Source organism: Paenibacillus sp. F024 (assembly GCF_057814255.1).
In genome coordinates, this window is the sequence record NZ_JBVASZ010000013.1 from 22299 (window position 1) to 43901 (window position 21603).

General features: G+C 45.1%; 24 protein-coding genes. 19 read left to right on the top strand and 5 right to left on the bottom strand.

Annotated features, from left to right (window positions below; all coding sequences use genetic code 11):
• The first annotated feature begins 51 nt into the window (after positions 1 to 51).
• From ACZYR9_RS14775 to ACZYR9_RS14800, 6 genes are all read left to right on the top strand, one after another.
• Positions 52 to 2025 carry a TRAP transporter permease gene (locus ACZYR9_RS14775; RefSeq protein WP_488979252.1) on the top strand — a complete coding sequence of 658 codons (1974 nt, stop codon included), beginning with the start codon at positions 52 to 54 and terminating at the stop codon, positions 2023 to 2025.
• 139 nt (positions 2026 to 2164) lie between these two features.
• Positions 2165 to 2902, top strand: coding sequence for a GntR family transcriptional regulator (locus ACZYR9_RS14780; protein WP_488979253.1), 738 nt, complete (start codon positions 2165 to 2167; stop codon positions 2900 to 2902).
• Positions 2899 to 4107: an iron-containing alcohol dehydrogenase gene (locus tag ACZYR9_RS14785; protein WP_488979254.1), complete on the top strand. Its 1209-nt coding sequence runs from the start codon at positions 2899 to 2901 to the stop codon at positions 4105 to 4107. Before ACZYR9_RS14780 ends, ACZYR9_RS14785 begins: the two co-directional genes overlap by 4 nt.
• Positions 4108 to 4196: 89 nt before the next feature.
• A complete protein-coding gene (locus tag ACZYR9_RS14790) occupies positions 4197 to 5381 on the top strand; it encodes a mandelate racemase/muconate lactonizing enzyme family protein (RefSeq protein WP_488979255.1) in 1185 nt (394 codons plus the stop codon).
• 44 nt (positions 5382 to 5425) lie between these two features.
• A complete protein-coding gene (locus ACZYR9_RS14795) occupies positions 5426 to 6874 on the top strand; it encodes an aldehyde dehydrogenase family protein (RefSeq protein WP_488979256.1) in 1449 nt (482 codons plus the stop codon).
• Positions 6875 to 7117: 243 nt separating this feature from the next.
• On the top strand, positions 7118 to 8167 hold the full coding sequence (locus ACZYR9_RS14800) for a YeiH family protein (protein WP_488979257.1): 1050 nt from the start codon (positions 7118 to 7120) through the stop codon (positions 8165 to 8167).
• Between the two features lie 567 nt (positions 8168 to 8734).
• Here ACZYR9_RS14800 and ACZYR9_RS14805 read toward each other — a convergent pair.
• Positions 8735 to 9226, bottom strand: a complete 492-nt coding sequence (locus tag ACZYR9_RS14805) for a phage lytic cycle repressor MrpR family protein (RefSeq protein WP_488979258.1) — start codon at positions 9224 to 9226, stop codon at positions 8735 to 8737.
• 219 nt (positions 9227 to 9445) lie between these two features.
• Between ACZYR9_RS14805 and ACZYR9_RS14810 the strand changes: the two genes are divergently transcribed.
• Positions 9446 to 10003: an NUDIX domain-containing protein gene (locus ACZYR9_RS14810; protein WP_488979259.1), complete on the top strand. Its 558-nt coding sequence runs from the start codon at positions 9446 to 9448 to the stop codon at positions 10001 to 10003.
• 49 nt (positions 10004 to 10052) lie between these two features.
• Here the strand turns inward: ACZYR9_RS14810 and ACZYR9_RS14815 are convergent, their stop codons facing one another.
• Positions 10053 to 10268: a hypothetical protein gene (locus ACZYR9_RS14815; protein WP_488979260.1), complete on the bottom strand. Its 216-nt coding sequence runs from the start codon at positions 10266 to 10268 to the stop codon at positions 10053 to 10055.
• 436 nt (positions 10269 to 10704) lie between these two features.
• On the opposite strand from ACZYR9_RS14815, the gene ACZYR9_RS14820 reads away from it, so the two are divergent.
• Together ACZYR9_RS14820 and ACZYR9_RS14825 are read left to right on the top strand one after the other, a co-directional pair.
• A complete protein-coding gene (locus ACZYR9_RS14820; protein ID WP_488979261.1) occupies positions 10705 to 11070 on the top strand; it encodes a group I truncated hemoglobin in 366 nt (121 codons plus the stop codon).
• Between the two features lie 103 nt (positions 11071 to 11173).
• The gene (locus ACZYR9_RS14825) at positions 11174 to 12157 is read left to right on the top strand and encodes a zinc-binding dehydrogenase (protein ID WP_488979262.1); all 984 of its coding nucleotides are present in this window, start codon (positions 11174 to 11176) and stop codon (positions 12155 to 12157) included.
• A gap of 116 nt (positions 12158 to 12273) precedes the next feature.
• On the opposite strand, the gene ACZYR9_RS14830 is transcribed toward ACZYR9_RS14825, so the two are convergent.
• Positions 12274 to 12468 (bottom strand): CDGSH iron-sulfur domain-containing protein, encoded by a 195-nt coding sequence (locus tag ACZYR9_RS14830; protein WP_488979263.1) that lies wholly within the window; start codon positions 12466 to 12468, stop codon positions 12274 to 12276.
• A gap of 144 nt (positions 12469 to 12612) precedes the next feature.
• Between ACZYR9_RS14830 and ACZYR9_RS14835 the strand changes: the two genes are divergently transcribed.
• Positions 12613 to 12942 carry a winged helix-turn-helix transcriptional regulator gene (locus ACZYR9_RS14835; protein WP_488979264.1) on the top strand — a complete coding sequence of 110 codons (330 nt, stop codon included), beginning with the start codon at positions 12613 to 12615 and terminating at the stop codon, positions 12940 to 12942.
• Positions 12943 to 13000: 58 nt separating this feature from the next.
• Here the strand turns inward: ACZYR9_RS14835 and ACZYR9_RS14840 are convergent, their stop codons facing one another.
• Together ACZYR9_RS14840 and ACZYR9_RS14845 are read right to left on the bottom strand one after the other, a co-directional pair.
• Positions 13001 to 13705, bottom strand: a complete 705-nt coding sequence (locus ACZYR9_RS14840; protein ID WP_488979372.1) for a polysaccharide deacetylase family protein — start codon at positions 13703 to 13705, stop codon at positions 13001 to 13003.
• Positions 13706 to 13865: 160 nt separating this feature from the next.
• Positions 13866 to 14882: an aldose 1-epimerase gene (locus ACZYR9_RS14845; protein WP_488979265.1), complete on the bottom strand. Its 1017-nt coding sequence runs from the start codon at positions 14880 to 14882 to the stop codon at positions 13866 to 13868.
• 464 nt (positions 14883 to 15346) lie between these two features.
• Here ACZYR9_RS14845 and ACZYR9_RS14850 point away from each other — a divergent pair, with 464 nt between their 5' ends.
• The 9 genes from ACZYR9_RS14850 (at position 15347) to ACZYR9_RS14890 (ending at position 21557) form a co-directional block, all read left to right on the top strand.
• The gene (locus ACZYR9_RS14850; RefSeq protein ID WP_488979266.1) at positions 15347 to 15679 is read left to right on the top strand and encodes a metal-sensitive transcriptional regulator; all 333 of its coding nucleotides are present in this window, start codon (positions 15347 to 15349) and stop codon (positions 15677 to 15679) included.
• A 12-nt stretch (positions 15680 to 15691) separates the two neighbouring features.
• Positions 15692 to 15892 carry a copper ion binding protein gene (locus ACZYR9_RS14855; RefSeq protein ID WP_488979373.1) on the top strand — a complete coding sequence of 67 codons (201 nt, stop codon included), beginning with the start codon at positions 15692 to 15694 and terminating at the stop codon, positions 15890 to 15892.
• A 46-nt stretch (positions 15893 to 15938) separates the two neighbouring features.
• A complete protein-coding gene (locus tag ACZYR9_RS14860; protein ID WP_488979267.1) occupies positions 15939 to 16094 on the top strand; it encodes a hypothetical protein in 156 nt (51 codons plus the stop codon).
• Positions 16095 to 16582: 488 nt separating this feature from the next.
• The gene (locus ACZYR9_RS14865) at positions 16583 to 17809 is read left to right on the top strand and encodes a GTP-binding protein (protein WP_488979268.1); all 1227 of its coding nucleotides are present in this window, start codon (positions 16583 to 16585) and stop codon (positions 17807 to 17809) included.
• A 33-nt stretch (positions 17810 to 17842) separates the two neighbouring features.
• Positions 17843 to 17992, top strand: coding sequence for a 50S ribosomal protein L33 (gene rpmG / locus ACZYR9_RS14870; RefSeq protein ID WP_488979269.1), 150 nt, complete (start codon positions 17843 to 17845; stop codon positions 17990 to 17992).
• Between the two features lie 82 nt (positions 17993 to 18074).
• Positions 18075 to 18461, top strand: coding sequence for a (2Fe-2S) ferredoxin domain-containing protein (locus ACZYR9_RS14875; RefSeq protein WP_488979270.1), 387 nt, complete (start codon positions 18075 to 18077; stop codon positions 18459 to 18461).
• A gap of 75 nt (positions 18462 to 18536) precedes the next feature.
• Complete coding sequence (locus ACZYR9_RS14880; RefSeq protein WP_488979271.1) at positions 18537 to 19223, top strand: response regulator transcription factor; 687 nt, start codon at positions 18537 to 18539, stop codon at positions 19221 to 19223.
• A 4-nt stretch (positions 19224 to 19227) separates the two neighbouring features.
• A complete protein-coding gene (locus ACZYR9_RS14885) occupies positions 19228 to 20307 on the top strand; it encodes a sensor histidine kinase (RefSeq protein ID WP_488979272.1) in 1080 nt (359 codons plus the stop codon).
• A 149-nt stretch (positions 20308 to 20456) separates the two neighbouring features.
• Complete coding sequence (locus tag ACZYR9_RS14890; RefSeq protein ID WP_488979273.1) at positions 20457 to 21557, top strand: GntR family transcriptional regulator; 1101 nt, start codon at positions 20457 to 20459, stop codon at positions 21555 to 21557.
• The last annotated feature ends 46 nt before the right edge of the window (positions 21558 to 21603 follow it).

Below are 21603 nucleotides of genomic sequence, written 5' to 3' on the forward strand. Positions count from 1 at the left end.
TTTTCAAAAAAATTGCATTCCAAAGAGAATCTAATTCTGGGGTGAGAGTGCATGACTAAAGAAGCAAATACTCAAGAATCAAACAACAAAGAAAGTATTCCAGAATTTACTGAAACCTCTGAAGAAACAGGACTTTATCGTAATCTTCAAGGTTGGTCTAATCAATTTGTATATTGGGTTGGCATCGCATTCGCGATTTTTGAATTAATTACATTGATATGGAAGCCTATTGATCCGTATTATATGAGAAGTGTGCATCTATTTTTTGCATTGATCCTCATTTTTTCTCTAGTCCCTTTTAGAAGAAGCTCCGCTACAAATAAAATTGCTTGGTCTGACTATCTGTTTATCATTATGAATGCGGTAGTATTGGGATATTTGTTAATTGAGTTTAAAGAATTGATCTATAGGATCACTACAACTCCTACAACCATGGATGTCATCATCAGTTTGCTCCTGGTCATTCTAGTGTTGGAAAGCGCACGAAGACTGCAAGGCTGGTCACTTCCGATTATTGCAATTATTTTTATCGTATATGCTTTAGCGGGAAACTTCCTTCCAGGACTATTATGGCATAAAGGTTATGATCTCGACCGGACATTAGGGTTTATTTTCAGCACGAATGGTATCTTAGGCATACCTTTAGGTGTATCAGCGACTTATGTGTATATATTTATTTTATTTGGGGCATTTTTGCAGGTTTCCGGTGCATCTAAGGTTATTATAGATTTTTCACTCGCATTAGCTGGAGGACGTCGTGGGGGACCGGCGAAAGTGGCTGTTATATCTAGCGCATTATTTGGTACTATTAGCGGAAGTTCAGTAGGTAATGTGGTGACTACCGGAACGTTTACTATTCCTTTGATCAAACGTACAGGTTATTCAGCCCGGTTTGCAGGTGCTGTGGAAGCAGTAGCTTCGACTGGGGGGCAGATTATGCCGCCAATTATGGGAGCGGGTGCCTTTATGATGGCGGAATTTTTAGGAATCCCATATCTTTCGGTAGCTTTAGCTGCAACGATCCCGGCATTGCTTTATTTTTGGTCCGTTTTTGTTATGACGGATTATGAAGCGGTAAAGCGTGGGTTGGTGGGCTTGCCAAAAGAAATGCTGCCGGATTTTAAGAAGCTGCTTTTGAAAGAAACTTATTTATTAACACCGATACTTGTTTTGTTATTTGCATTGTTCGTGCTTCAAATTACTCCACTAAAGGCTTCCTTTTACGCCATGATTTCAATACTTATTATTAGTGCTTTTCGTATAGCGACACGGTTTAATCTGAGAAAAATATTGGAAGCTCTTTATTTAGGATCCAGAGGTGCAATGGATATTGCGGCTACAACGGCTGTAGCGGGCATCATCGTCGGAATCATTTCTTTAACGGGGCTAGGTACAAGATTCTCCATGATCATTATTTCGTATTCCAATGGAAATCTATTGTTAGGACTTATCTTAGCTATGATTATTACGATTGTTCTTGGTATGGGACTGCCTACCGTTGCCGCCTATGCGATTGCCGCTTCTGTGGTTGCTCCGGGATTAGTGGAACTAGGCGCAAATCCGATAGGAGCACATTTGTTTATTTTGTATTTTGCAGGATTATCCGCCATTACGCCGCCTGTCGCTTTGGCCTCCTTTGCAGGAGCTGCAATTGCACGAGCCAAACCGATGGACGTTGCTTTCACTTCAATGAAACTGGCGATAGCCGCCTATATTATACCGTTTATGTTTGTATACGGTCCTTCATTATTGATGCAAGGAAGCATGTTTGATGTGTTATTAACCTTAGTAACATCACTCATTGGTGTTATTGCTTTTTCAGGGGCAGTGCAAGGATGGTTTATCCAAAAGGCAAGTGTTATGATTAGAGCCATGCTGCTAATCGTCGGATTATTATTAATTAAACCGGGTCTCATAACAGATTTTTTAGGTCTGGCTTTGTTGATTTTAGTTATTATAATACAAAAAGGTACTGGGAAGTTTGCCCAAAAGCGCAATATGGAAAGCACTATAAATTCAGAATAAAATGAAAATTCAGCTCTTTTTTTGGCATTGCTATTGACAAATCTAAGCAGGAGTATACAATTAAATTGTATACAGTGTTCCGTGTTTTGGTTAATTGCAAATGCTAACTTTTATATAAAAAAGAAAGAGTTGATGAGAAATGATGGAAAGACAAGAGAAGCTTGCAATAGCAAAGGTTCCGCCCTTATATTTACGGATTTATCAAATTCTTAAGGAGGCCATAGTCCGTGGTGATTTTGCTCCCGGTGAACAAATGATTGAAACCAAACTTGCGGAAGAGTTAAAAGTCAGTCGTACACCGATTCGAGATGCTTTGCGCCAGCTGGCAAAAGACGGGTTAATTCTTCCCCAGGAGAACGGGATAGCGATTGTTTATTCTCCTACGGTCTTTGATGTAGCGGAAGTGTATGTTACGCGAGCCGCTTTGGAAGCGCAGGCTGCAGCCATCTTAGCCAATAATATTTCAAATCAGATGATCCAGGAGCTTCAGGATATTGTCTCGATTTCCGAAGAGGCACATGAACGAGGTGACGTTAATCAGGTAGTGAACTGCAATACGCAATTTCACGAAAAGATTATTCATGCCAGTCAAAATGAAAAAATTGTGCAAACGATCGGTGCCATGCATTTGCTGATTGTACAAGTACGCAGAACTTCATTAATTAAAGTGGAGCATCGATCTACATCTCTTCAAGAACATAACCAGATCATTCAGGCATTAAAAGGAGGAGACAGCCTAAGCTTGCAACAAATCGTTTCCCAGCATATCTTGAAAGCGGGAGGGAGACTGGTTCAAGTTATGGGTATTCCTACTAAGCCAAATCTAAGCATTCAGTATCTTTTGAAAAATATTGAAGCCGAGGTGAATGTAAAATGATAAACCCTTATTTACAAAATTTGAATTTTGAACTGAGTTTAAACATGAAGTTTGGTAAAGGAAAAATTACGGATTTAGGCCCTTATTTAAAAGAAAAAGGTTGGCAGCGCATATTGATCACTACGGACTCCGGTCTTTTAAAAAGCGGTCTATTACAGCCGGTGCTCAATCAATTGCATGAAATGGGAATGGACACCCTTGTTTTCGATCAGGTAGAACCGAACCCTAAGGATACCACAATCGAGAATGCCACGCGCATGGCTATTCATCATCAGGCCCAGGTCGTTATTGGGATTGGCGGGGGCAGTTCGATGGATACGGCCAAAGCCGCAGCCATGCTTGCAACCAATGAAGGAAGTGTACAGGATTATGACGGTTTCAATAAGGTCCGATTGGATCCTTTGCCGATTATCGCTATTCCGACAACTGCAGGAACAGGCAGTGAAGTCACAGCTAATGCTGCGATTACCGATTCAAAAAACAAATATAAAATGTCCATTCGATCTCCCAAAATCATTCCAACATTATCCATCTTAGACCCCGATCTCCTCAGAACAATACCTTCTTTCATCTGTGCGACCTCAAGTGTTGATGCATTAACTCATGCGGTAGAAGGGTACTTATCGAACCGTTCTACCACTTTTACTGACCTCATCGCTCTATCATCAATTGAAATCATATCGGCCAATATTCGTCCCTTTTATGCAGATTCGAGTCAAACTGATGCAGCCGCAAATATGCTGTATGGAAGCATGTTGGCCGGTATAGTAATAACCAATACCGGAACGGGAAATGCTCATGCTTTGGCTCGTGCCTTGGGTGGAGAATTTGATGTGGCTCATGGACATGCATGTGCGTTATTTTTACCGCCGGTCTTACGATTTAATTCCATTGCCCGCCCCCAAAAATACATGAATATGGCGAAGGTCATGGGACTGGTAGAAGACGAGACTTATATAACACCTGAAATAGCAGCAGAAAAAGTTGTTAATTATATTGAGAAGCTCTTGGATGACCTTCGAATTCCTAAATATTTGAAAGACTTGTCTATACCTGTGGAATCGTTTTCGACTCTGGCGGATATTGCGCTTAGCAACTCCGGACCCAACCCTCGTAAATCTACCAGAACAGACATGATGAAATTGCTGGAGGAAACTTATGCGCCAAGAATCGCCAAAGAGGTAGTGGGAACGGTGACTCTATAAATTTATAGCTAGTTTATTGATACTTCTCGGTTTCATAAGAATTGAAACATAAATCGTTTTAACAAGAAACGAAGGAGGCTTTATTAAAAATGAAAATTACTGATGTAGAAGCGATTAGTTTAGTTGTGCCTATGAAAGAGAAAATTCCGGCTCCGATCAGTCTGCCCTATGCGGATCAATTGGAGGATATTGTTTTTGGACAGTATCGAACAACAATAGTTAAAGTGCACACCGATGTAGGTGTAACCGGTATTGGTGAATGTATTGTACGGCTGACGCCTACGGCGACAAGAGATATTATCGAAACGATCAAACCGGTATTGATAGGCCGTGATCCTCGTGATGTAGAAGTGATCTGGGAGCTCATGTATGGCATTATGGTCAACCGTGGACATACAAAGGGCTTCTACATAGAGGCGATCAGCGGGATTGATATTGCCCTTTGGGATGCCGTAGCCAAATATCAAGGGGTTCCGGTTTGGAAATTATTAGGAGGATTGCATAACAGTCCAATTAAATGCTACGCATCTTCCTTGCGCTTCCGGGGATTGGAAACCAGTATGCAGGAAGCCCGGGATTATGTAGCCATGGGTTATGATTCGATGAAAATTAAAATCGGGAAAAATCCGAAACAGGATATCGAACTGGTGCAGGCCATCAGAGATGCAGTAGGGCCTGATATCACTCTTATGGTAGATGCCAACTGCGGTTACGATGTAGCTACGGCCATCATGGTCGGACGAAAATTAGAAGAGGCGAACATCTTCTGGTTTGAAGAACCCATTATGCCTGATGATATGGACGGGTATCGAAAGCTGTCAAACACCCTCAATGTCCCTATAGCTGCGGGTGAAACCGAATTTACACGGTACGGCTTCCGGGATCTGATTACTAAAGGCGGAATAGCGATTATACAGCCGAATGTCTCCCGGACCGGAGGATTCACAGAATGTAAGAAAATTGCAGCCATTGCCAGCGCACATCATGTGACTTATGCTCCGCACACCGGAAGTACGTCTATGGTATGTTTAGCCGCTTCGATGCAAATTGCCGCTTATGTACCAAACTTCCTGATTTATGAGTATATGAGAAGCGATTGGAACAAAAATCAATTGAATCCGCTTCGTCATGAACTCGCTACAGAGCCATTTGAGCATTTTGAAAACGGATACCTTTCCGTGCCTGATAAACCGGGTATTGGCATGGAGCTTAATGAGGAGACGGTACAGAAGTACCGGGTAGGCGCTGAATTTCCATTTGGGATAACAGTGTAAATATACAAGAGGAAGCAAGTTTACTCCAAGAAAGGGGTTAGAACATGAGTCAAGTCATTAAGATCATTAAAGAATCGGGAATGTTCATTGATGGTGAATGGAAATATCCCATAGACCGAAAAACTTTTGAAGTCTATAACCCATACAATGGTGAATTAATTGGGACTTTGCCGGAAGCTAATGCGGAGGATATAAAAGAGATTGTCGCTTCGGCCAAACGCGCTTTTGAGGCAGAGCTTTTATCGCCTCAAGAAAGATATAAGCTTCTTTCCAAAACGGCAGAGCTAATGGAAAGAGATATGGAAATCTTTATCCAGATCTTGGTTCTGGAAGTAGGGAAAACACGTAAAGAGGCGCTCGCAGAAGTAAAAAGTGCAATAGACGCCTTTATTTTAGCAGCTGAAGAGTCTAAACGAATCAAAGGAGAAGAAATCCCCATTTCAACTCCTTCAGGATCTTCACATAGAAAATTCGGGGTTATGTTAAAAGCTCCCTCAGGGCCGGTTTGTGCGATCTCTGCTTACAATGCCCCCTTAAACCAAGGGGCGCATAAAGTCGCTGCGGCTATTGCAGCTGGCTGCAGTGTTGTGTTAAAGCCTTCCCCGTTTACTCCTTTTCATGCCATTCATCTCATTGAAATTATGGTGGAAGCCGGGCTGCCTAAAGGTTTAGTACAGTTGATATACGGGGGCGTCGAAGCAGGAGAAGCTTTATTGGCAGCGGAAGAATTCTCGCGTTACATGTTTACAGGCAGTCTGCGGGTCGGACGTGAAATTTCTAAAAATGCTGGGCTGCGGCCAACCATTCTGGAAATGGGCTCTAACGCACCGAATATCGTACACCATGATGCGGATATTGACCAAGCCGTATCTGCGTGCTTGTCAGGATATGCTATTGCAGGTCAAGTATGTACGTCCGTTCAGCGATTATACGTTCACGAAGATATATTCGAAAAATTTGCGGGCCAATTTGTAGAAAAAGTAAAAAAGCTGCGTGTAGGTGATCCGGCAGATGATAAAACAGACATGGGACCGGTCCGAAATGATCAGGCAGCGGAAAGATTTGATTCTATCATGAATGAGGCCATTCATGGAGGAGCCAAAATTTTGATAGGCGGTAAGCGAAACGGGAGATTAATTGAACCCACTGTTCTTGCCGATGTTAAGCCTCACATGGCCGTTTATTGTGAAGAGATTTTTTTGCCGATTGTGAATTTAATACCTTATAACGATTTTGATGCCATATTGGCAGAGTCAAATAACTCACCTTACGGCTTGCAAGCGGGCGTATTTACATCGAATCTCCACTTGGCGTTTAAAGCAGCAAAAAAATTAAAGGTCGGCGGTATAATGGTTAACGATGCTTCTCGTTACCGTGTAGCTCAGATGGCCTATGGAGGCGTCAAGGGCAGCGGTGTGGGTAGAGAAGGTTTACCGTATGCTATCGATTTGCTAATGGATGTTTGTAATGTTGTATTTAATGTGGAAAACTAATCCGGCAAAAGCCATCATTATATTTAGAGTCTCATAAGGATAAAAATACTAAAATCAAATAAGGAGATAATTCTTCGGGATTATCTCCTCCTTTATTAGACTGTGATAATTCAGATACTTTTTCTTTCCTATAAAATATAAAGCATTTTGATGAATGACATAAGAATGTCCAATGACCGTTTGAGTTAACAATGTTATATATTAAGTCAAAGCGGTCTTATATCACCGGAAGGGTGCATGCCAATGTTGAATATCGTGACACGTTCTGCGGCAAAACCGGCTTTGAACGATTCACCTGAAAAATGGAAGGGACTGTTGAAAGGGATAGCTTTGACACTCATACTTGCAATACTTGCAGGGCGCCTAGCTGAATTTCCGGTTTTCTCCATTATGGGTATTATGATTATTTCCATCATGTTTGGCGTGATTTGGAAATCTACGATGGGAGTGCCCAAAGACGCTGGTATCGGGATCGCTTTCAGCAGCAAGTTCTTGCTTAGAGCGGGGATTATTTTGATGGGAATTCGTCTGAATTTTAATCAAATTCTGGAGGCTGGTCTTCCGGTTGTAATGATCGATGTCATCGTAATTGCGTTTACTCTTTCGGTTATGCTGTACTTAGGTAAACTTTTAAAAGTGGATCCATACTTATCGACAATGATTGCTGTAGGTACGGCTGTTTGCGGTGCAGCGGCCATCGTAGCCGTTGCACCTTTAATAGGTGCAAAGAAGGAAGATACGGCAATCTCGGTTGCCTGTATTGCTATATTAGGTACTTTAGGAGCTGTTGTTTATATAATTCTCTACCCCTACTTAGGTATGGATCCCTATTTATATGGCGTATTTGCAGGGGCTACGCTGCACGAATTGGCACATGTTATAGCAGCGGGGGTTCCCGGTGGAGATGTAGGGAGTGAGACCGCGATTCTCGTTAAACTCGGCAGGGTTGCCTTATTGATTCCTGTTGCGCTGATACTTGGTTACATATACAGATCCAGAGAGTTAAACGTAGAAGCGGACAGCAGGAAATGGACTCATTTGCCTATTCCTTGGTTCATATTTGGCTTTTTGATCATGAGTTTAATCAATACAATGGGATATATGCCCGAATCGGCTGTTCACTTTCTGATCGCCGTCAGTGTGTTATTATTGTCTGCTGCTATGGCTGGTTTAGGGCTGAATATCAACTTGGCGGATTTTAAGAAATTGGGGAAAAATGCGATCGTTGTAGCTGTTATCGGCTTTGTTGCTTTGGCGGTTCTCGGGCAGCTGCTTCTTGTGGTCTTTTATTGAATATAAGCTTTATACAAAATGGCTGCCTATCCGTTAATGGATGGGTAGCCTTTTTTGGTTTTTATAGATTAAAAGTGTGAATCCGTGTGATTAAACCATTGTTCTTGTTTGAATTCCTTATAAAAAACAAACACGCTGGCGCAAACAAGCATCCCGAAAATGATTTCATTAAGAAGCATTCAAATCACCCCTACTTATTTAATAATTCCTAGTGGAAAACTATGATTTAATTTTAAACAAATTTATGATTTTGTCAAGTGAGATTTTAATTATCCGAAGAATAAACTTCTCATGACCCTATTCTGCTTCCGATTGCAATTATCATATCTCCTAGGCCCGTGACTTAAGAGCAGACGGTCCATCTCTGGGGATAAATTCTTATTACAAAAAAAGGGGTTAAGGAAAGAACATTTCCTTAACCCCTTTGACGGCATTACAATACCGTTTTGTTTTGACAGCCAGTCCGCTAAAAGATACAGGGCCCACGATATCAGCCCTAGTATTGCTAGTGCGATTTTCTGTTGTTTCAGTGTAAGCATGATGACACTAATGGGACAACGTAACGATTCAAGCAAACGCCTTTTGAGTCAAGTCCAGCCTTACTGTAGTCAAATATGAAATTTGAGGAAGGGAAAAGAAAGTAGCCAATGTACGAAGTCTGGTGTATATCGTACGTAAAATAACAGAGTCCATCTCAATAATCATACATTCATTAGCTATGTAATCCTTTAGACAAACTCTAATGAGATAGGGGCTATCTTTTAAGGGTACAGAATTTCGCTTGGCGGGGTCGTAATCATTATAAAATAAGTATTGGGTCTGCTTGACCGCGTTTTGATAGAGTTCAGCGCATCGTTCGCTCACTTTTAGAGTTCTGGATTGCCCCAGACCATCTTTTACAGCCAGGATCCGGCTGGGCATATCCAAAGAATCTTTTTTAAGATAAACGATCTCATGAATTTCTACACCTTCCATGAGCAGACGAATGATGATGGCATCCTGGGGATTCAAGCATTGTCTTTCAATAAAGTACAGCTTTTCTAATGTGAGGTTTGGCATAAATTAAATATGTTCACCCTTTCGATTTTACAATATATGGTGTTCCGAAGTTGTATTATACAGGATAGAAACAAAAATGGAAACAGATGTAAAATGAGAGGTTTTGTCGTTATTTGCCGTGGATGAAACACGGATATTCATTTGATCCGTTATAGAGTATAATAGTCGCTGTGCAAGGAAGTTTTTTTCGCTCATTTATTGCAAAAGAGGTGTGTGTTCGTGGAAGCAAAATTTTGTATGTCGTGCGGCAGTGCATTGGAGATAAGAGAGATTGAAGGAATTTCAAGAAGGGCTTGCCCCGATTGCAGCTTCGTTCACTGGGGAAATTACAGTATTGGTGTCGGCGCGCTTGTTGTTAAAGATGAAAAAGTGCTGCTTGTTCGCAGAGCCCAAGATCCCGGAAAGGGATATTGGACCAATCCCGGAGGGTATATTGAGCAGTTTGAGAAGATCGACGAAACGATCCAAAGGGAAGTTTTGGAGGAATCGGGAGTTGAAGCCATAGTAAAAAGCGTTGTAGCAGTCCGGGATCAACCTAGAAATATACATAATGTCTATATTGCGTTTATGATGGAATATGTAAAAGGAGTGCCCGTACCGGACGGAGTAGAAGTGGATGCGGCAGGATTTTATACGCTCCAGGAAATGGAAGGAATGAATGTGGCGCCCTTCACGCGCTGGCTCGTCGATGTAGCCGTACAAGCCAAAGCCCAAGGACTTGTAGCTGATGAGCATCCGATTGTTCCCCTTGCAGGAAATGTATTATTCCGGGTTTGAAATAGAAGTACGCCACTCGCGGATGATTCCGTCGGGTGGCGTTTTGTCTTTACGATGGACTTGAACGATGTGTGCCGTGTACACCATGTGCGCCGTGAATGCCAGGCCAGCTTGGATGATAACCGCCGGTATAGCCTCCGAAGTAACCCCCGTAATAACCGCCGATCGGATGTGCTCCTGCTCCAGGGTAGTACGATGGATAGGGGGATGAATACATCGTTATTGGATAAGGAGCATATCCATATGCATAAGGCATAAAAGCCATCTCATCATCTCCTCTTGGGATTGGATGATATAACTTATGCATCACCAAAAGATCATGATGCTTGCCCTAATGATACTCAATGAAAAATGTCTACAAAGCTTTTAATGACCAGGAAAGGTAATGCACCGATAGAAACCAAAGCAAAACCTACACCTTTAGCGATTGATTTCATTGCCTCTATAACTCCCATAGTATCCTCTCCCAATCCTCTTCGAAAGTTTGTCCGTTATGTGAATATTTTAGAAAGATTCTGACAATTAGTCAATAAAAATTATTTTATAGGCTATCTATTTAATGCTAAATTTTATTGATCTAAAATGTTTTATTTTAATTTAAAAAATAATTCTTACCTTTTATAGAAAATGGAAGGCCGTATGATATTGCCGAGTTTTGGAAACCTAAATAACGTTGAATAAAGGAGAAGAGGTGCTGCCTGATGGCTGAAGAGTCGACTTTATATGCCAAGTTAGGAGGAGAGGAAGCCATTGCCAAAGTGGTGGATTATTTTTATGAGCTTATTTTGGCGGATGAAACGGTAAACTCATTTTTTATGCATACCGATATGGAAAAACAGCGAAGGCATCAAACCAAATTTATCAGCTTTGCCTTGGGCGGGCCAAATCAATATTCTGGATCGTCCATGGCCAAGGCCCATGCAGGCATGAATCTGCAGCCTGTTCATTTTGATGCCATCGTGAGGCATCTTCATGATGCCCTTGCCCGCTTTAACGTCAGCGAACAAGATATTGATCAAGTATTAAGTCATGTAGCCACCTTAAAAGACGATATCCTTTTCAAATAACGTTCCGATTGCCAACAAAGCCCGCCCTGCCCTTTCTCTTCATTTTTTAATCAATGTAAATTCTGGTACAATGAAGAAGAAAACGGAATAAAAGGAGCAGGCTATGAAAGCATTAGTATTGAACGGACCCGGGAAGCCGGATACATTGACCATATCGGAATTACCTTTGCCTCAGCCCGGAGCGGGTGAAATTCGGGTGCGTATACAAGCGGCGAGCTTGAATCCGATCGACTATAAGGTGTCGTTAAATGAACATCCCGATTGGGTATATCCTTTTGTCCTTGGTGTGGACGTAGCCGGGATAGTTGATGAGGTTGGAGAAGGAGTAACGACATGGTCTGTGGGAGACCGGGTTGTATATCTCGGGAACTTCACCAAACCGGGCGGATTTGCAGAGTATAGTCTCACAACAGCACGCACGGCGGCCGCGATTCCGGAGGGAATGTCGTTTGTGGAGGCGGCCGCTTTCCCATGTGCCGGGCTTACGGCTTATCAAGCTTTAGTAAGAAAAATGCACATGCAAGCAGGGCAGTCGATCCTCGTCCATGCCGGCGCCGGCGGTGTCGGCGGCTACGCGATCCAATTGGCCAAAGCGTTAGGCGCATCCAACATTATTACAACGGTCTCACCCGGGAATTCTGATTATGTCAAGAGTTTGGGTGCAGATGTTGCGATCGATTATAACAACGACAATGTGCATGATCGAGTTATGGAAGTCACCCAAGGATTAGGGGTCGACCTTGTTCTAAATTCGATCAACCGGGCAACGGCTCAGGCGGATTTGTCCATGCTGGCGTTTGGCGGCCAATTGGCGTGCATCGCCGGCGCTCCTGAGACGGTTGCCGATTTTCAGCCTTCCCACAAAACCTTCTCCGTACACAAATTGATGCTGGCCGGTGCTCATGTATCAGGGAATACTTTTGCCCAAAGAGATCTGGCTCAAATGGCTGATGAATTTATGAAGCTGATGTTGGATAAAAAAGTGGATCCGATGGTAAACGAGGTTATATCTTTAGAAAACGTGCCTGAAGCCCTTATCCGATTATCTCAAAGACATGTACGCGGAAAAATCGTAGTTGAGCTGTAATCTGTTTTTTATATATCAAAAAGATCGGACTGCCTTTGCAGCCCGATCTTTTTTGCTTTTGAATGAGCGATTCAGATCTTCGGAATAGGTTGCTCTCTGCCAATCGCTTCGGGCGGTTAAGCTCTAACCTTACTTTCAAATTTTCCCTGGTGCGCTCCGGTACAGAACGGTTTGTTGTCGGATAGACCACAGCGGCACAAGTATATCGTTTGTTTGGTTTGAAGCCGGCTGCCTTCGCCGTCAAGGAGTTGGATTTCTCCGTTAACGACTAAGGGCCCATGATCTGAAACCGTTATCTTAACATCGGACATGTATATCCCCCCTTTTTTTTATTTGACCCGAGTAATATTCCAATTACTTATAGTAATTAAATATAATTAAAGAAATAAATTGTTTTATGTGAGCTTGTTGTCTGGATATTTTTTGTTATAATAAATAGACAGGTGGTGAATAGTATGGAACAATCTTCATTGTGCCCCAAATTTGAAAGAGGTATGCAGATTATAAGCAAGCGTTGGATCGGATTGATTATTCATCAGCTACTGTTGGGTCCCCAGCGGTTTTGTACGATCGAGGACGCACTTCCGAATATCAGCGGAAGACTACTGTCGGAGAGATTAAAGGAACTTGAGCACGAGGGAATCGTGAAACGGGAGGTTTTTCCGGAAACGCCCGTTCGTATAGAATATTCACTAACATCCAAAGGACTAGCCTTGGAACCGGTCATCAGAGAAATCGAGCATTGGTCTAAGCATTGGATAGAACTAGAGACGTATTCCCATTGATCTATCCTTAAACCAGCCCAAAAACCTTATCCCATCAGGGATAAGGTTTTTGGGCCGGTTAGTTTTCTACAGTTGTTGATTTTCGGAAATCAAGCAATTCGGATACCGTAACGAAGCGGTATCCTTTCTCTTTTAATTGTGGCAGGATTTGCTTTAACGCTTCAAGGGTCTGGCTTTTTCCTTCAACGTAATCATGAAACAATATAATGTCGCCATTTCTGGCATTTTTGAGTACCTTGTTGACGATTTTAGATACCCCTGGCTTATTCCAGTCCTCCGTATCCTGATGCCATGACCACAATACGACCAGATAACCCGATTTTTTCGAGGCATTAACCAAGTTTTCCCCATAATAACCGCCGGGTGGGCGAAAGAGGTTGGGTTTATGCCCCGTAGTATCGAGGATAATTTGTTCAGCCTTTAAAATTTCTTCCTGAACCCTTTCTCCGGCAATTTTCTTTTTGAAATAAGGGTGGCTATAGGTATGGTTTGCGATTTCATGGCCTTCTCTGAGTTCCCTTTTGACTAATTCCGGATGTTTTTCAACACGCTTGCCGACGACAAAAAAGGTGGCTTTAGCTTCATATTGGCTCAGAAGGTCCAGGATCGCCGGGGTATCCGATGGATCGGGACCATCATCAAACGTTAAAGCGATAATTTTTTGATCGGTCGGCACTTCCCAAACGATATCTCCGCGCGCTTCATAGTATTCGCGCCCTTTCATTTGCGGCTTCGCCTCGGCATCATTCCATAGCGTGGCCATTAAACAAGTGACGATAATGATGGATTTGCTCCATATGCGCATGGTATCCCCTCCAAACGTTAACAGGATTATTATGCCATGCATACCGCCCTCTTATTTTTCCTTTATTTTCCTGGACGAAGAAGGAGTCGGATTGAACCGGCTCCTTTTATATAAGACTTTAGGCTTTGCTTTGTTCTTTGATGTAAATCCGGCTGGTTTGTTCCCAAAGATCCCCCGGCTCCAAGCTGTATAAACCGATCAGATCAGGATCTAAAGGAGCATTCAGATTGGGTGCATTCACCAGATTCACCTGGGGCTCAGGGCAGAAAAAGCCCTCCGTGGCATTGTTGTTCCAAATCATCCACTGCTTATAACCTGTTCCCGCATCGTAAACCAAGGTGATTCCTTGTTTTACGTCGGTCAGTTCCATCCTGTTGCGTCCGTTTTGCGGAGCTGCCGTGTAATGGTTGTCCATCGGTTCAAAAAACGGTGACAGCCCGCCTGCTTTCATCTGTTCCTCCTCCGGCGTCAGCGGCTGAAATTGTCCTGTCGGGAGCATTCGTTCATTGAGCTCCCAACGCTTGCCGATGGTCAGCTTAAAGCGGTAATCCGCCGCGGTGCTGCCCTGAGCGAAGGGGGCATTTATGGCGGTGTGAAAGGCAAGCAGGCAGGGCATCCTATCCTCTCCGTCATTGCGTACGGTGACATGCTGGAACAACCCAAGCCCGCTAAGCGAATAGCGAATTTTAATGGTGAAAGCATGCGGCAGATACCGGTAAACCGGATGGTCTTTGTTCACCTGAAGCGTCAGATTTACATGGCTTTGCGCATCGTCCGCCGAGAACCCTTCGGTCTGCCAAGGAATGTTATGTACGAATCCATGAAGATGATTTCCTGTCTGAGGTTCGTTTACCGGGAATTGGTAGGTCGCTGCGTTCCAGCGGAACCTTCCGTCTTCGTAGCGGTTTGGGGGAAATAGTACGGGAATGCCATGAACAATCGGATTCGCTTTGAACGAGTCCATTTCGTCCACTGCCGGTTCGTGTAAAAAACGGTAATTATTTTCCGTGTCCCGAAAGGCAATCAGATTGCCGCCGATTTCGGGCAGAACCGCTGCTTCGTATTTGCCGGCTCTGAGCCATACGGCTTTCTCTCCTTGGTATGTCCCTTCATACGCTTGTGCGTTGCGTCCCATGTTCTCCTCCTGTTGGTAAGAGTATAAGAGCTATCCTGAGCATTATTATATAATACATTACAAAATTGGAATATCATATGATAAGAAAAAAAGCTTCTTGATGAAGATGTAACGTGTTACTTCTCATTTGGACGCAAAGGTTTGTGTTGAATCAGCATCGACCCTTATAAAGTGAATGTATACATGTTAATCTATCTAAAAAAGGAATGCGGAGAGAGCTTTGGATTGCGTAAGCTGACGATTAAAGACTTGGCAAAGCATGGTGGGAGTTTCCGCCGCGACGATCTCTAGGAGGACGATGAAGCCTCTGAAGGAAGCGGGACGCCCACGTAATGCCTTACTCTGAACTCTCGGCCATAAGCGGGATTCAAACGCTTATTTCTGTGGTCCTGGCTGGAGGATACGATACGAGCTTGACATACCCCATGGGGGTATTATATTCTAAACGTAGGAGGAGATGCGCCATGGATCAAGTAAACGAAAACGCTGAGGACATCTCGTGTTGTTCCGATACGGAGGAGCGCAAGAGTCATCACTCGGATAAGACGAAAAATAATTTGATCAGCCGGTTAAATCGGATTGAAGGGCAAATCCGGGGTGTGAAAGGCATGATAGAGAAAGATACGTATTGCGATGATGTGCTGAATCAGATTGCAGCGATTCAATCAGCCTTGAACGGTGTCGGCAAGCTTCTCCTGGAAAATCACATGAAAAGCTGCGTGATCGAACGGATCCAATCGGGTGACCATGAAGTAATCGATGAAATTTTGGTTACCATGAATAAATTGATTAAATAAGGAGTGGTAATGATGCAACAAGCTACGCTGCGGGTAGAAGGAATGTCCTGCAATCATTGTGTGAACTCCATTGAAAAAGCGATAAAAGAGCTGGGGGCCGACGGGAAAGTAAACCTGGCCGGCAAATCCGTTACCGTAAATTTCGATGAGAGCAAGCTGACAATAGAGACGATTAAAGAAGCCATTGAAGATCAAGGCTACGATGTGCTTTAAGCCGTCATCGTGGTATTAGGCATAAGCCGCACTCCGGGAGGGGCGTATGCCCGGCGGCCGGAAAAAAGAATGCCAAGCAACGATTAAGCTTCCAAGAGAAGCCGATCAGCCGATCGGCTTCTCTTGGTTTAAACGGAGAGACTTAGCTTCTGCAGATCGTTCTGAAACAAAAGGGCAAGGAAAGCTGCTGCCTCTAACGTAAATCATCCATTATTGCAGGGCTTGCGGACACAAGATTCGTTAATTCACAATATGGCACTCGATTTCTCATGAATTTCGCCAATTAGCGCCTCCTCACTCTGTTAGTATCGTCGAATCGCATTGTTTTTCATATAACGTCTCCTGTGTCCGTAAATGTAATCGCGCACTTACTCGCAGCCTGAGCGGCAGCGTTCGACAGATTTCTTTTGTCTTCATTAGACTTAAACTCGGGCTTCTTTATTTATCGTAATAAATACTATTTACATAAAACCTAAGTTGATATACAATGATTTTTGATCTAACAGTAAGAATTACTTTTAAACGAATGGAAAAGTTGTGAGATTCAGCAACGCCATGACAGCTAATCGTGCAATACAGGAATCCGCGAATAATTATCAAAGGGGACTCCGGACTTTACAACCGTTTAACCTTGGTTTATATTAGTAATAATTACGATTAAATGACAAGAATAATTAAAGGAGCTTGGTTATGCCTGAAAAAGAAAATAAAATTCCCGTCACGGTGCTCAGCGGTTATTTAGGCGCCGGGAAAACAACGATATTGAATCACGTATTGAATAACCGTCAAGGGCTGAAGGTCGCGGTCATCGTGAACGACCTGGGCGAAGTGAATGTGGATGCCGATCTGATTAAGGACGGGGGCGGTCTTTCGCGTACGGAAGAGAAGCTGGTGGAAATGTCGAACGGTTGCATTTGCTGTACTCTGCGGGAGGATTTGCTCAAGGAAGTGGAGCGCCTGGCGCGGGACGGCCGCTTCGATTACATTCTTATCGAATCGACGGGAGTGGGCGAACCGGTTCCCGTGGCGCAAACCTTCACTTATATTGATGAGGAGCACGGCATCGATTTGTCACAATTTTGCCGGCTTGATACGATGGTCACGGTAGTCGACGCTTACCGGTTCTGGCACGATTTCTCTTCCGGCGAAACGCTGCTCGACCGCCAGCAGGCGGTAGGGGAAGACGATACCCGGGATGTGGTCGACCTATTGATCAGTCAAATTGAATTTTGCGACGTGTTGATTTTGAATAAATGTGGTATGGTGAAGCCCGAAGAGCTAAACGAGCTTGAACGAGTGCTGCGCAAGCTGCAGCCGCGGGCCAGGCTGATCCGGACGGATCATGGTCAAGTGAATCCGCACGACATTTTGAACACCGGCTTATTTGATTTTGATGCGGCCAGCGCCTCAGCCGGATGGATTCAGGAGCTGGAGAAGGAGCACCATACACCGGAAACGGACGAATACGGCATTTCGTCGTTCGTATATGAGCGCCGCAGGCCGTTTCATCCGGGGAGGCTGACGGAGTGGATGGCGGATTGGCCGGAGGAAATCGTTCGCGCCAAGGGGACGATCTGGCTGGCGAGTCGTAACGAGCTTGCCCAAAGCTTAAGTCAGGCAGGCCCTTCGATCCAATTCGGACCGGCAGGGTTCTGGGTCGCCTCATTGCCCGAAGATGAGCGTCAAGCGATGCTAGCCGAGGAGCCGGAGCTTTTGGAGCATTGGGATGCCGACTACGGGGACCGGATAAACCGGGTGGTATTTATCGGTATCGGTATGGATCAAGAGCGCTTCAATGCTGAACTGGATGCCTGCCTGCTGACGTCTGAAGAAATGAAATCCGATTGGAATAAGCTGAAGGATGAGCTGCCCAACGCCTCCTCCGAGCAGCTGGAAGCGGCATTTGCCCAAAAGTGACACCGTAATTTATAGCTGGAAGGAGCTATCCATATGAGAGTCATCGTAACCCTGGCCTGTACCGAATGCGGAGACCGTAATTATACGACCACCAAAAATAAGAGAAACCAGCCTGGCCGATTGGAGCTGAAAAAATATTGCCCGCGTCTGAACAAAGTGACGCTTCATCGGGAAACGAGATAAATACACCAAGTAGGGGCCGCCGACAGGAACAAGCATTGGGCGGGCTCCTCTTTTTTTGTACAATGTAAAAGGGGGGATGAGGATGACCACTTGGAATTTGTCGGGTACCCGGCATCATGTGCTGATTTGTAATGGCGGGAGCTGTATGCGTAAGGGTGGAGAAGAGGTGACCGTGGCGATCAGAGATGAAATCGCGGCGCAGGGTGCGGATGCTCAGATCCATACAACGAGAACACGGTGCAACGGGCGATGTGAGGATGCGTGCGTCGTCATCGTTTACCCTGAAGGCGTATGGTATAAAAAAATCACACCCGAGTTAGGCAGAGAGGTTGTAAAGCGGCATTTAGCGGGCGGCCCGGCGATAGAGGAGCTTATGTTATACAGCTTCGATGGGAATAGCTTCATCATGTCTAAGCAAGCAACAGAGGGAAGGGCCAAGAGCAAAGTCAAGAGGCATTCCATCGAATAATCCATATCATCTTTCTTTTGCAGGCGCTTTACAAAAAGCGTCTTTTTCCCGTATGGTTGGGATGGGGTGGTCAGAATGAAGACGGTACTGATTGTAGACGATGAGGCCAAGATCCGCGAGGTTGTCGCCTCCTATTTGCGTAAAGAGGGGTATCTTACGATAGAGGCGGGCTCGGGCTCCGAGGCTTTGGAATTAGCTGGAAAAGGAAACCTTGATTTTATGATATTGGATTTGATGCTCCCCGATATTTCAGGGGAAGAGGTATGCCGTCAGGTGCGCAGGTTCAGCCCGATCCCGGTTTTGATGCTGACGGCCAAGTCGTCGGGTGCTTCCAAAATCAACGGCTTGTCGTTAGGGGCCGACGATTATTTGGTCAAGCCGTTCGATCCGAATGAACTGACGGCCAGGGTGAGGGCCATTCTCCGGCGCTCCGGCGGGGATACCTTGCTTGCAGACCGTATATCCTTCCAGGAGGAGAGTCTGGTGCTGGATATCCCTAGCCAAAAGGTCTACGTTAACGGGACAGAAGTCAATCTCACGCCAAATGAGTACAAGCTTCTCCTGGTGATGGCACGGCATCCGCAGCGCGTATTCTCCCGGACGGAACTCGTGGAAAAGGTGCTCGGCTTCGATTTCGAAGGGGATGCACGAACCATAGACCAGCACGTCAAAAACTTAAGACAAAAGATTGAACATGATCCGAGAGAGCCTATTTTTCTTGTCACCGTGTTTGGTAAGGGCTACCGCTTTCAGGGAGGATAAAGAGATGCTGAATCGTCTATCCGTTCGATGGACATTGATTTTATTCGCTTTGACTGCATGTATTCTGCTGATTGCTTCCGCTACGCTGGCTTCGGGAATCCATTACCATTTTCAGATGTACCAAAATGAGCTTCCTGAGCATACAGGATTGACCTCTGATTGGGGCCGGCATTTGGAAATGGCGATTGTCCAGTCGATCCTATGGACCTTGCTTGATGCACTGGTTCTTGCCATGGTTGTCAGCACGTATGCGGCAAAAAAAATATCGGCGCCGCTAATCGAAATGAAGCAAGCCGCAGAAGCGATGGCACGAGGCCGATTTACCGCAAGAATCAGAAACCACAGCAGAGACGAGCTCGGACAGTTAAGCCAAGCTATCAATCATCTGGCGGAAAGACTGCAGCAGCAGGAGAAGCTCCGCGTATCCATGACCGACAACATCGCTCATGAGCTGCGTACGCCGTTGACTACCTTAAAGAGTCACATGATTGCACTGAAGGACGGAATCTGGGAGCCTACACCGGAGAGGCTGGAGTCCTGCTATGAAGAAATCGACCGGCTGGCAGGCTTGGTAAACGATCTTCAGGAGCTGAATGAATTGAAGTATCCCGAATTTGAGTTGACCTTCTCCGAGGTTCGGATGGATGAGCTGCTGAAGGCTTCAGTCGAGCTGATGAAAGCTGCCTTTGATGAGAAAAATGTGCACCTGGAGACCGGTCTGATGTCTAATGTGAGGATGAAGGCCGATCCCCAACGGATGAAGCAGGTGTTTGTAAACCTGTTGTCCAATGCCCTAAAATTTACGCCATCCGGGGGAAGGGTGCAGGTGAATTTATCTATAAGCAGCCATCACATTGAAATCAGTGTAGCCGATAGCGGAATCGGGATATCCCGGGAGGATCTTCCCTACATCTTTGAACGGTTCTACCGGGCGGACAAATCACGCGGCCGGGAGACAGGGGGCAGCGGAATCGGGCTGGCCATCGTTCGGACGATTGTAGAAGCTCATGGCGGAGAAATTTGGGCGGAGAGCAGCGGCGAAGGGAGCCGTTTTCAATTACGCTTTCCAAAGTCATTTAGATGATGAACCTGGAGGTTTAACATTCAGCCCGGCCTATCCGAATCAGAAAGATATGGCATTGAGATGCTTCAAATGCTTAGCGCGATCGTGTTGTACGTACAAAATTTAAGCTGTATAATAAAAGCAGCGTTTAGGTTTGAGAGGTGCCGATAGTGAGTAAACATCAGCTTCCGAAATACATGCAGTTAAAAATCGAGCTATTAGATTGGATCCAAAGCGGGCGGTTGAAACCCAACGATCAGGTGCCGACGGAATTCGAGCTATCGGACGCATTCGCAATGAGCCGCCAAACGGTAAGGCAAGCGATTGGAGAGCTCGTTTCAGAGGGGTGGCTGTACCGTATTCAAGGGAAAGGCACATTCGTAACCGCGGCCGCTCCCATTGGCCGTAAAGGCGAAGAAGCCATTAAGACGATCGGAATGATTACGACATACATATCGGATTATATTTTTCCGCTGATCGTCCGGGGGGCGGAAGCGGAGCTGCGCAGCAGAGGATATCGCCTGATGCTCTGCTCCACGGACAACGATAAGCAAAAAGAAAGCGAAAGCCTGGAAATGATGCTGAGCCATCCGCTTAGCGGATTAATTATCGAGCCGACAAAAAGTGCCGAAGGGAATCCGAACCTTCATTACTTTTTGTCATTGGACGTATCCGGGATTCCTTATATGATGATCAACGAACGATATTCCGAAACCGACTGCCCCTGCATCAAAGTCGACGATGAGAAGGGTGGCTATCTGGCGGCGGAGCATCTGATCAAGCTGGGGCACCGGCACATCGCGGGATTTTTCAAAACCGACGACCTGCAGGGCGTTCAGCGTCTGAAAGGGTTTATCCGCGCCCACCGGGAATATCAGGTTCCGCTGGCTCCAGACGCAGTGATCCGCTACAAGACGGAAGAGAAAACGACAACGCCGTTTCAGGCTGCCGCCAGGCTGCTGGCTTCAGCCGATAGACCGACGGCCTTTGTCTGCTACAACGACGAGCTCGCGGTCCTGCTTTTGGAGGCGGTAAGGCAAGCGGGACTTAAGGTGCCGGATGATTTGTCCATGGTCGGCTTTGACGATTCGTCGCTGGCTACGGCGACGGAGGTGAAGCTGACCACGCTGTTTCATCCCAAAACCGAAATGGGCGTCAAGGCGGCGGAGCTGCTGTTGGCCATGATTGAGAAAGAGAGCGGCCCCCTTCCCGAATCCGTATACGTATACGAACCTCATTTAATCCTTCGAAATTCAACACGGGAGCTCTAAATAAATAGGTAGTCAATTTGTACGTACAAGTATATAATAAAATGAG

Excerpts from the sequence above, each read along its gene's own strand:
- ACZYR9_RS14775 (WP_488979252.1), top strand. The coding sequence starts at position 52 with ATGACTAAAGAAGCAAATACTCAAGAATCAAACAACAAAGAAAGTATT.
- ACZYR9_RS14780 (WP_488979253.1), top strand. The coding sequence starts at position 2,165 with ATGATGGAAAGACAAGAGAAGCTTGCAATAGCAAAGGTTCCGCCCTTA.
- ACZYR9_RS14785 (WP_488979254.1), top strand. The coding sequence starts at position 2,899 with ATGATAAACCCTTATTTACAAAATTTGAATTTTGAACTGAGTTTAAAC.
- ACZYR9_RS14790 (WP_488979255.1), top strand. The coding sequence starts at position 4,197 with ATGAAAATTACTGATGTAGAAGCGATTAGTTTAGTTGTGCCTATGAAA.
- ACZYR9_RS14795 (WP_488979256.1), top strand. The coding sequence starts at position 5,426 with ATGAGTCAAGTCATTAAGATCATTAAAGAATCGGGAATGTTCATTGAT.
- ACZYR9_RS14800 (WP_488979257.1), top strand. The coding sequence starts at position 7,118 with ATGTTGAATATCGTGACACGTTCTGCGGCAAAACCGGCTTTGAACGAT.
- ACZYR9_RS14805 (WP_488979258.1), bottom strand. The coding sequence starts at position 9,226 with ATGCCAAACCTCACATTAGAAAAGCTGTACTTTATTGAAAGACAATGC.
- ACZYR9_RS14815 (WP_488979260.1), bottom strand. The coding sequence starts at position 10,268 with ATGGCTTTTATGCCTTATGCATATGGATATGCTCCTTATCCAATAACG.
- ACZYR9_RS14820 (WP_488979261.1), top strand. The coding sequence starts at position 10,705 with ATGGCTGAAGAGTCGACTTTATATGCCAAGTTAGGAGGAGAGGAAGCC.
- ACZYR9_RS14825 (WP_488979262.1), top strand. The coding sequence starts at position 11,174 with ATGAAAGCATTAGTATTGAACGGACCCGGGAAGCCGGATACATTGACC.
- ACZYR9_RS14830 (WP_488979263.1), bottom strand. The coding sequence starts at position 12,468 with ATGTCCGATGTTAAGATAACGGTTTCAGATCATGGGCCCTTAGTCGTT.
- ACZYR9_RS14835 (WP_488979264.1), top strand. The coding sequence starts at position 12,613 with ATGGAACAATCTTCATTGTGCCCCAAATTTGAAAGAGGTATGCAGATT.
- ACZYR9_RS14840 (WP_488979372.1), bottom strand. The coding sequence starts at position 13,705 with ATGGCCACGCTATGGAATGATGCCGAGGCGAAGCCGCAAATGAAAGGG.
- ACZYR9_RS14845 (WP_488979265.1), bottom strand. The coding sequence starts at position 14,882 with ATGGGACGCAACGCACAAGCGTATGAAGGGACATACCAAGGAGAGAAA.
- ACZYR9_RS14850 (WP_488979266.1), top strand. The coding sequence starts at position 15,347 with ATGGATCAAGTAAACGAAAACGCTGAGGACATCTCGTGTTGTTCCGAT.
- ACZYR9_RS14855 (WP_488979373.1), top strand. The coding sequence starts at position 15,692 with ATGCAACAAGCTACGCTGCGGGTAGAAGGAATGTCCTGCAATCATTGT.
- ACZYR9_RS14860 (WP_488979267.1), top strand. The coding sequence starts at position 15,939 with ATGCCCGGCGGCCGGAAAAAAGAATGCCAAGCAACGATTAAGCTTCCA.
- ACZYR9_RS14865 (WP_488979268.1), top strand. The coding sequence starts at position 16,583 with ATGCCTGAAAAAGAAAATAAAATTCCCGTCACGGTGCTCAGCGGTTAT.
- rpmG (WP_488979269.1), top strand. The coding sequence starts at position 17,843 with ATGAGAGTCATCGTAACCCTGGCCTGTACCGAATGCGGAGACCGTAAT.
- ACZYR9_RS14875 (WP_488979270.1), top strand. The coding sequence starts at position 18,075 with ATGACCACTTGGAATTTGTCGGGTACCCGGCATCATGTGCTGATTTGT.
- ACZYR9_RS14880 (WP_488979271.1), top strand. The coding sequence starts at position 18,537 with ATGAAGACGGTACTGATTGTAGACGATGAGGCCAAGATCCGCGAGGTT.
- ACZYR9_RS14885 (WP_488979272.1), top strand. The coding sequence starts at position 19,228 with ATGCTGAATCGTCTATCCGTTCGATGGACATTGATTTTATTCGCTTTG.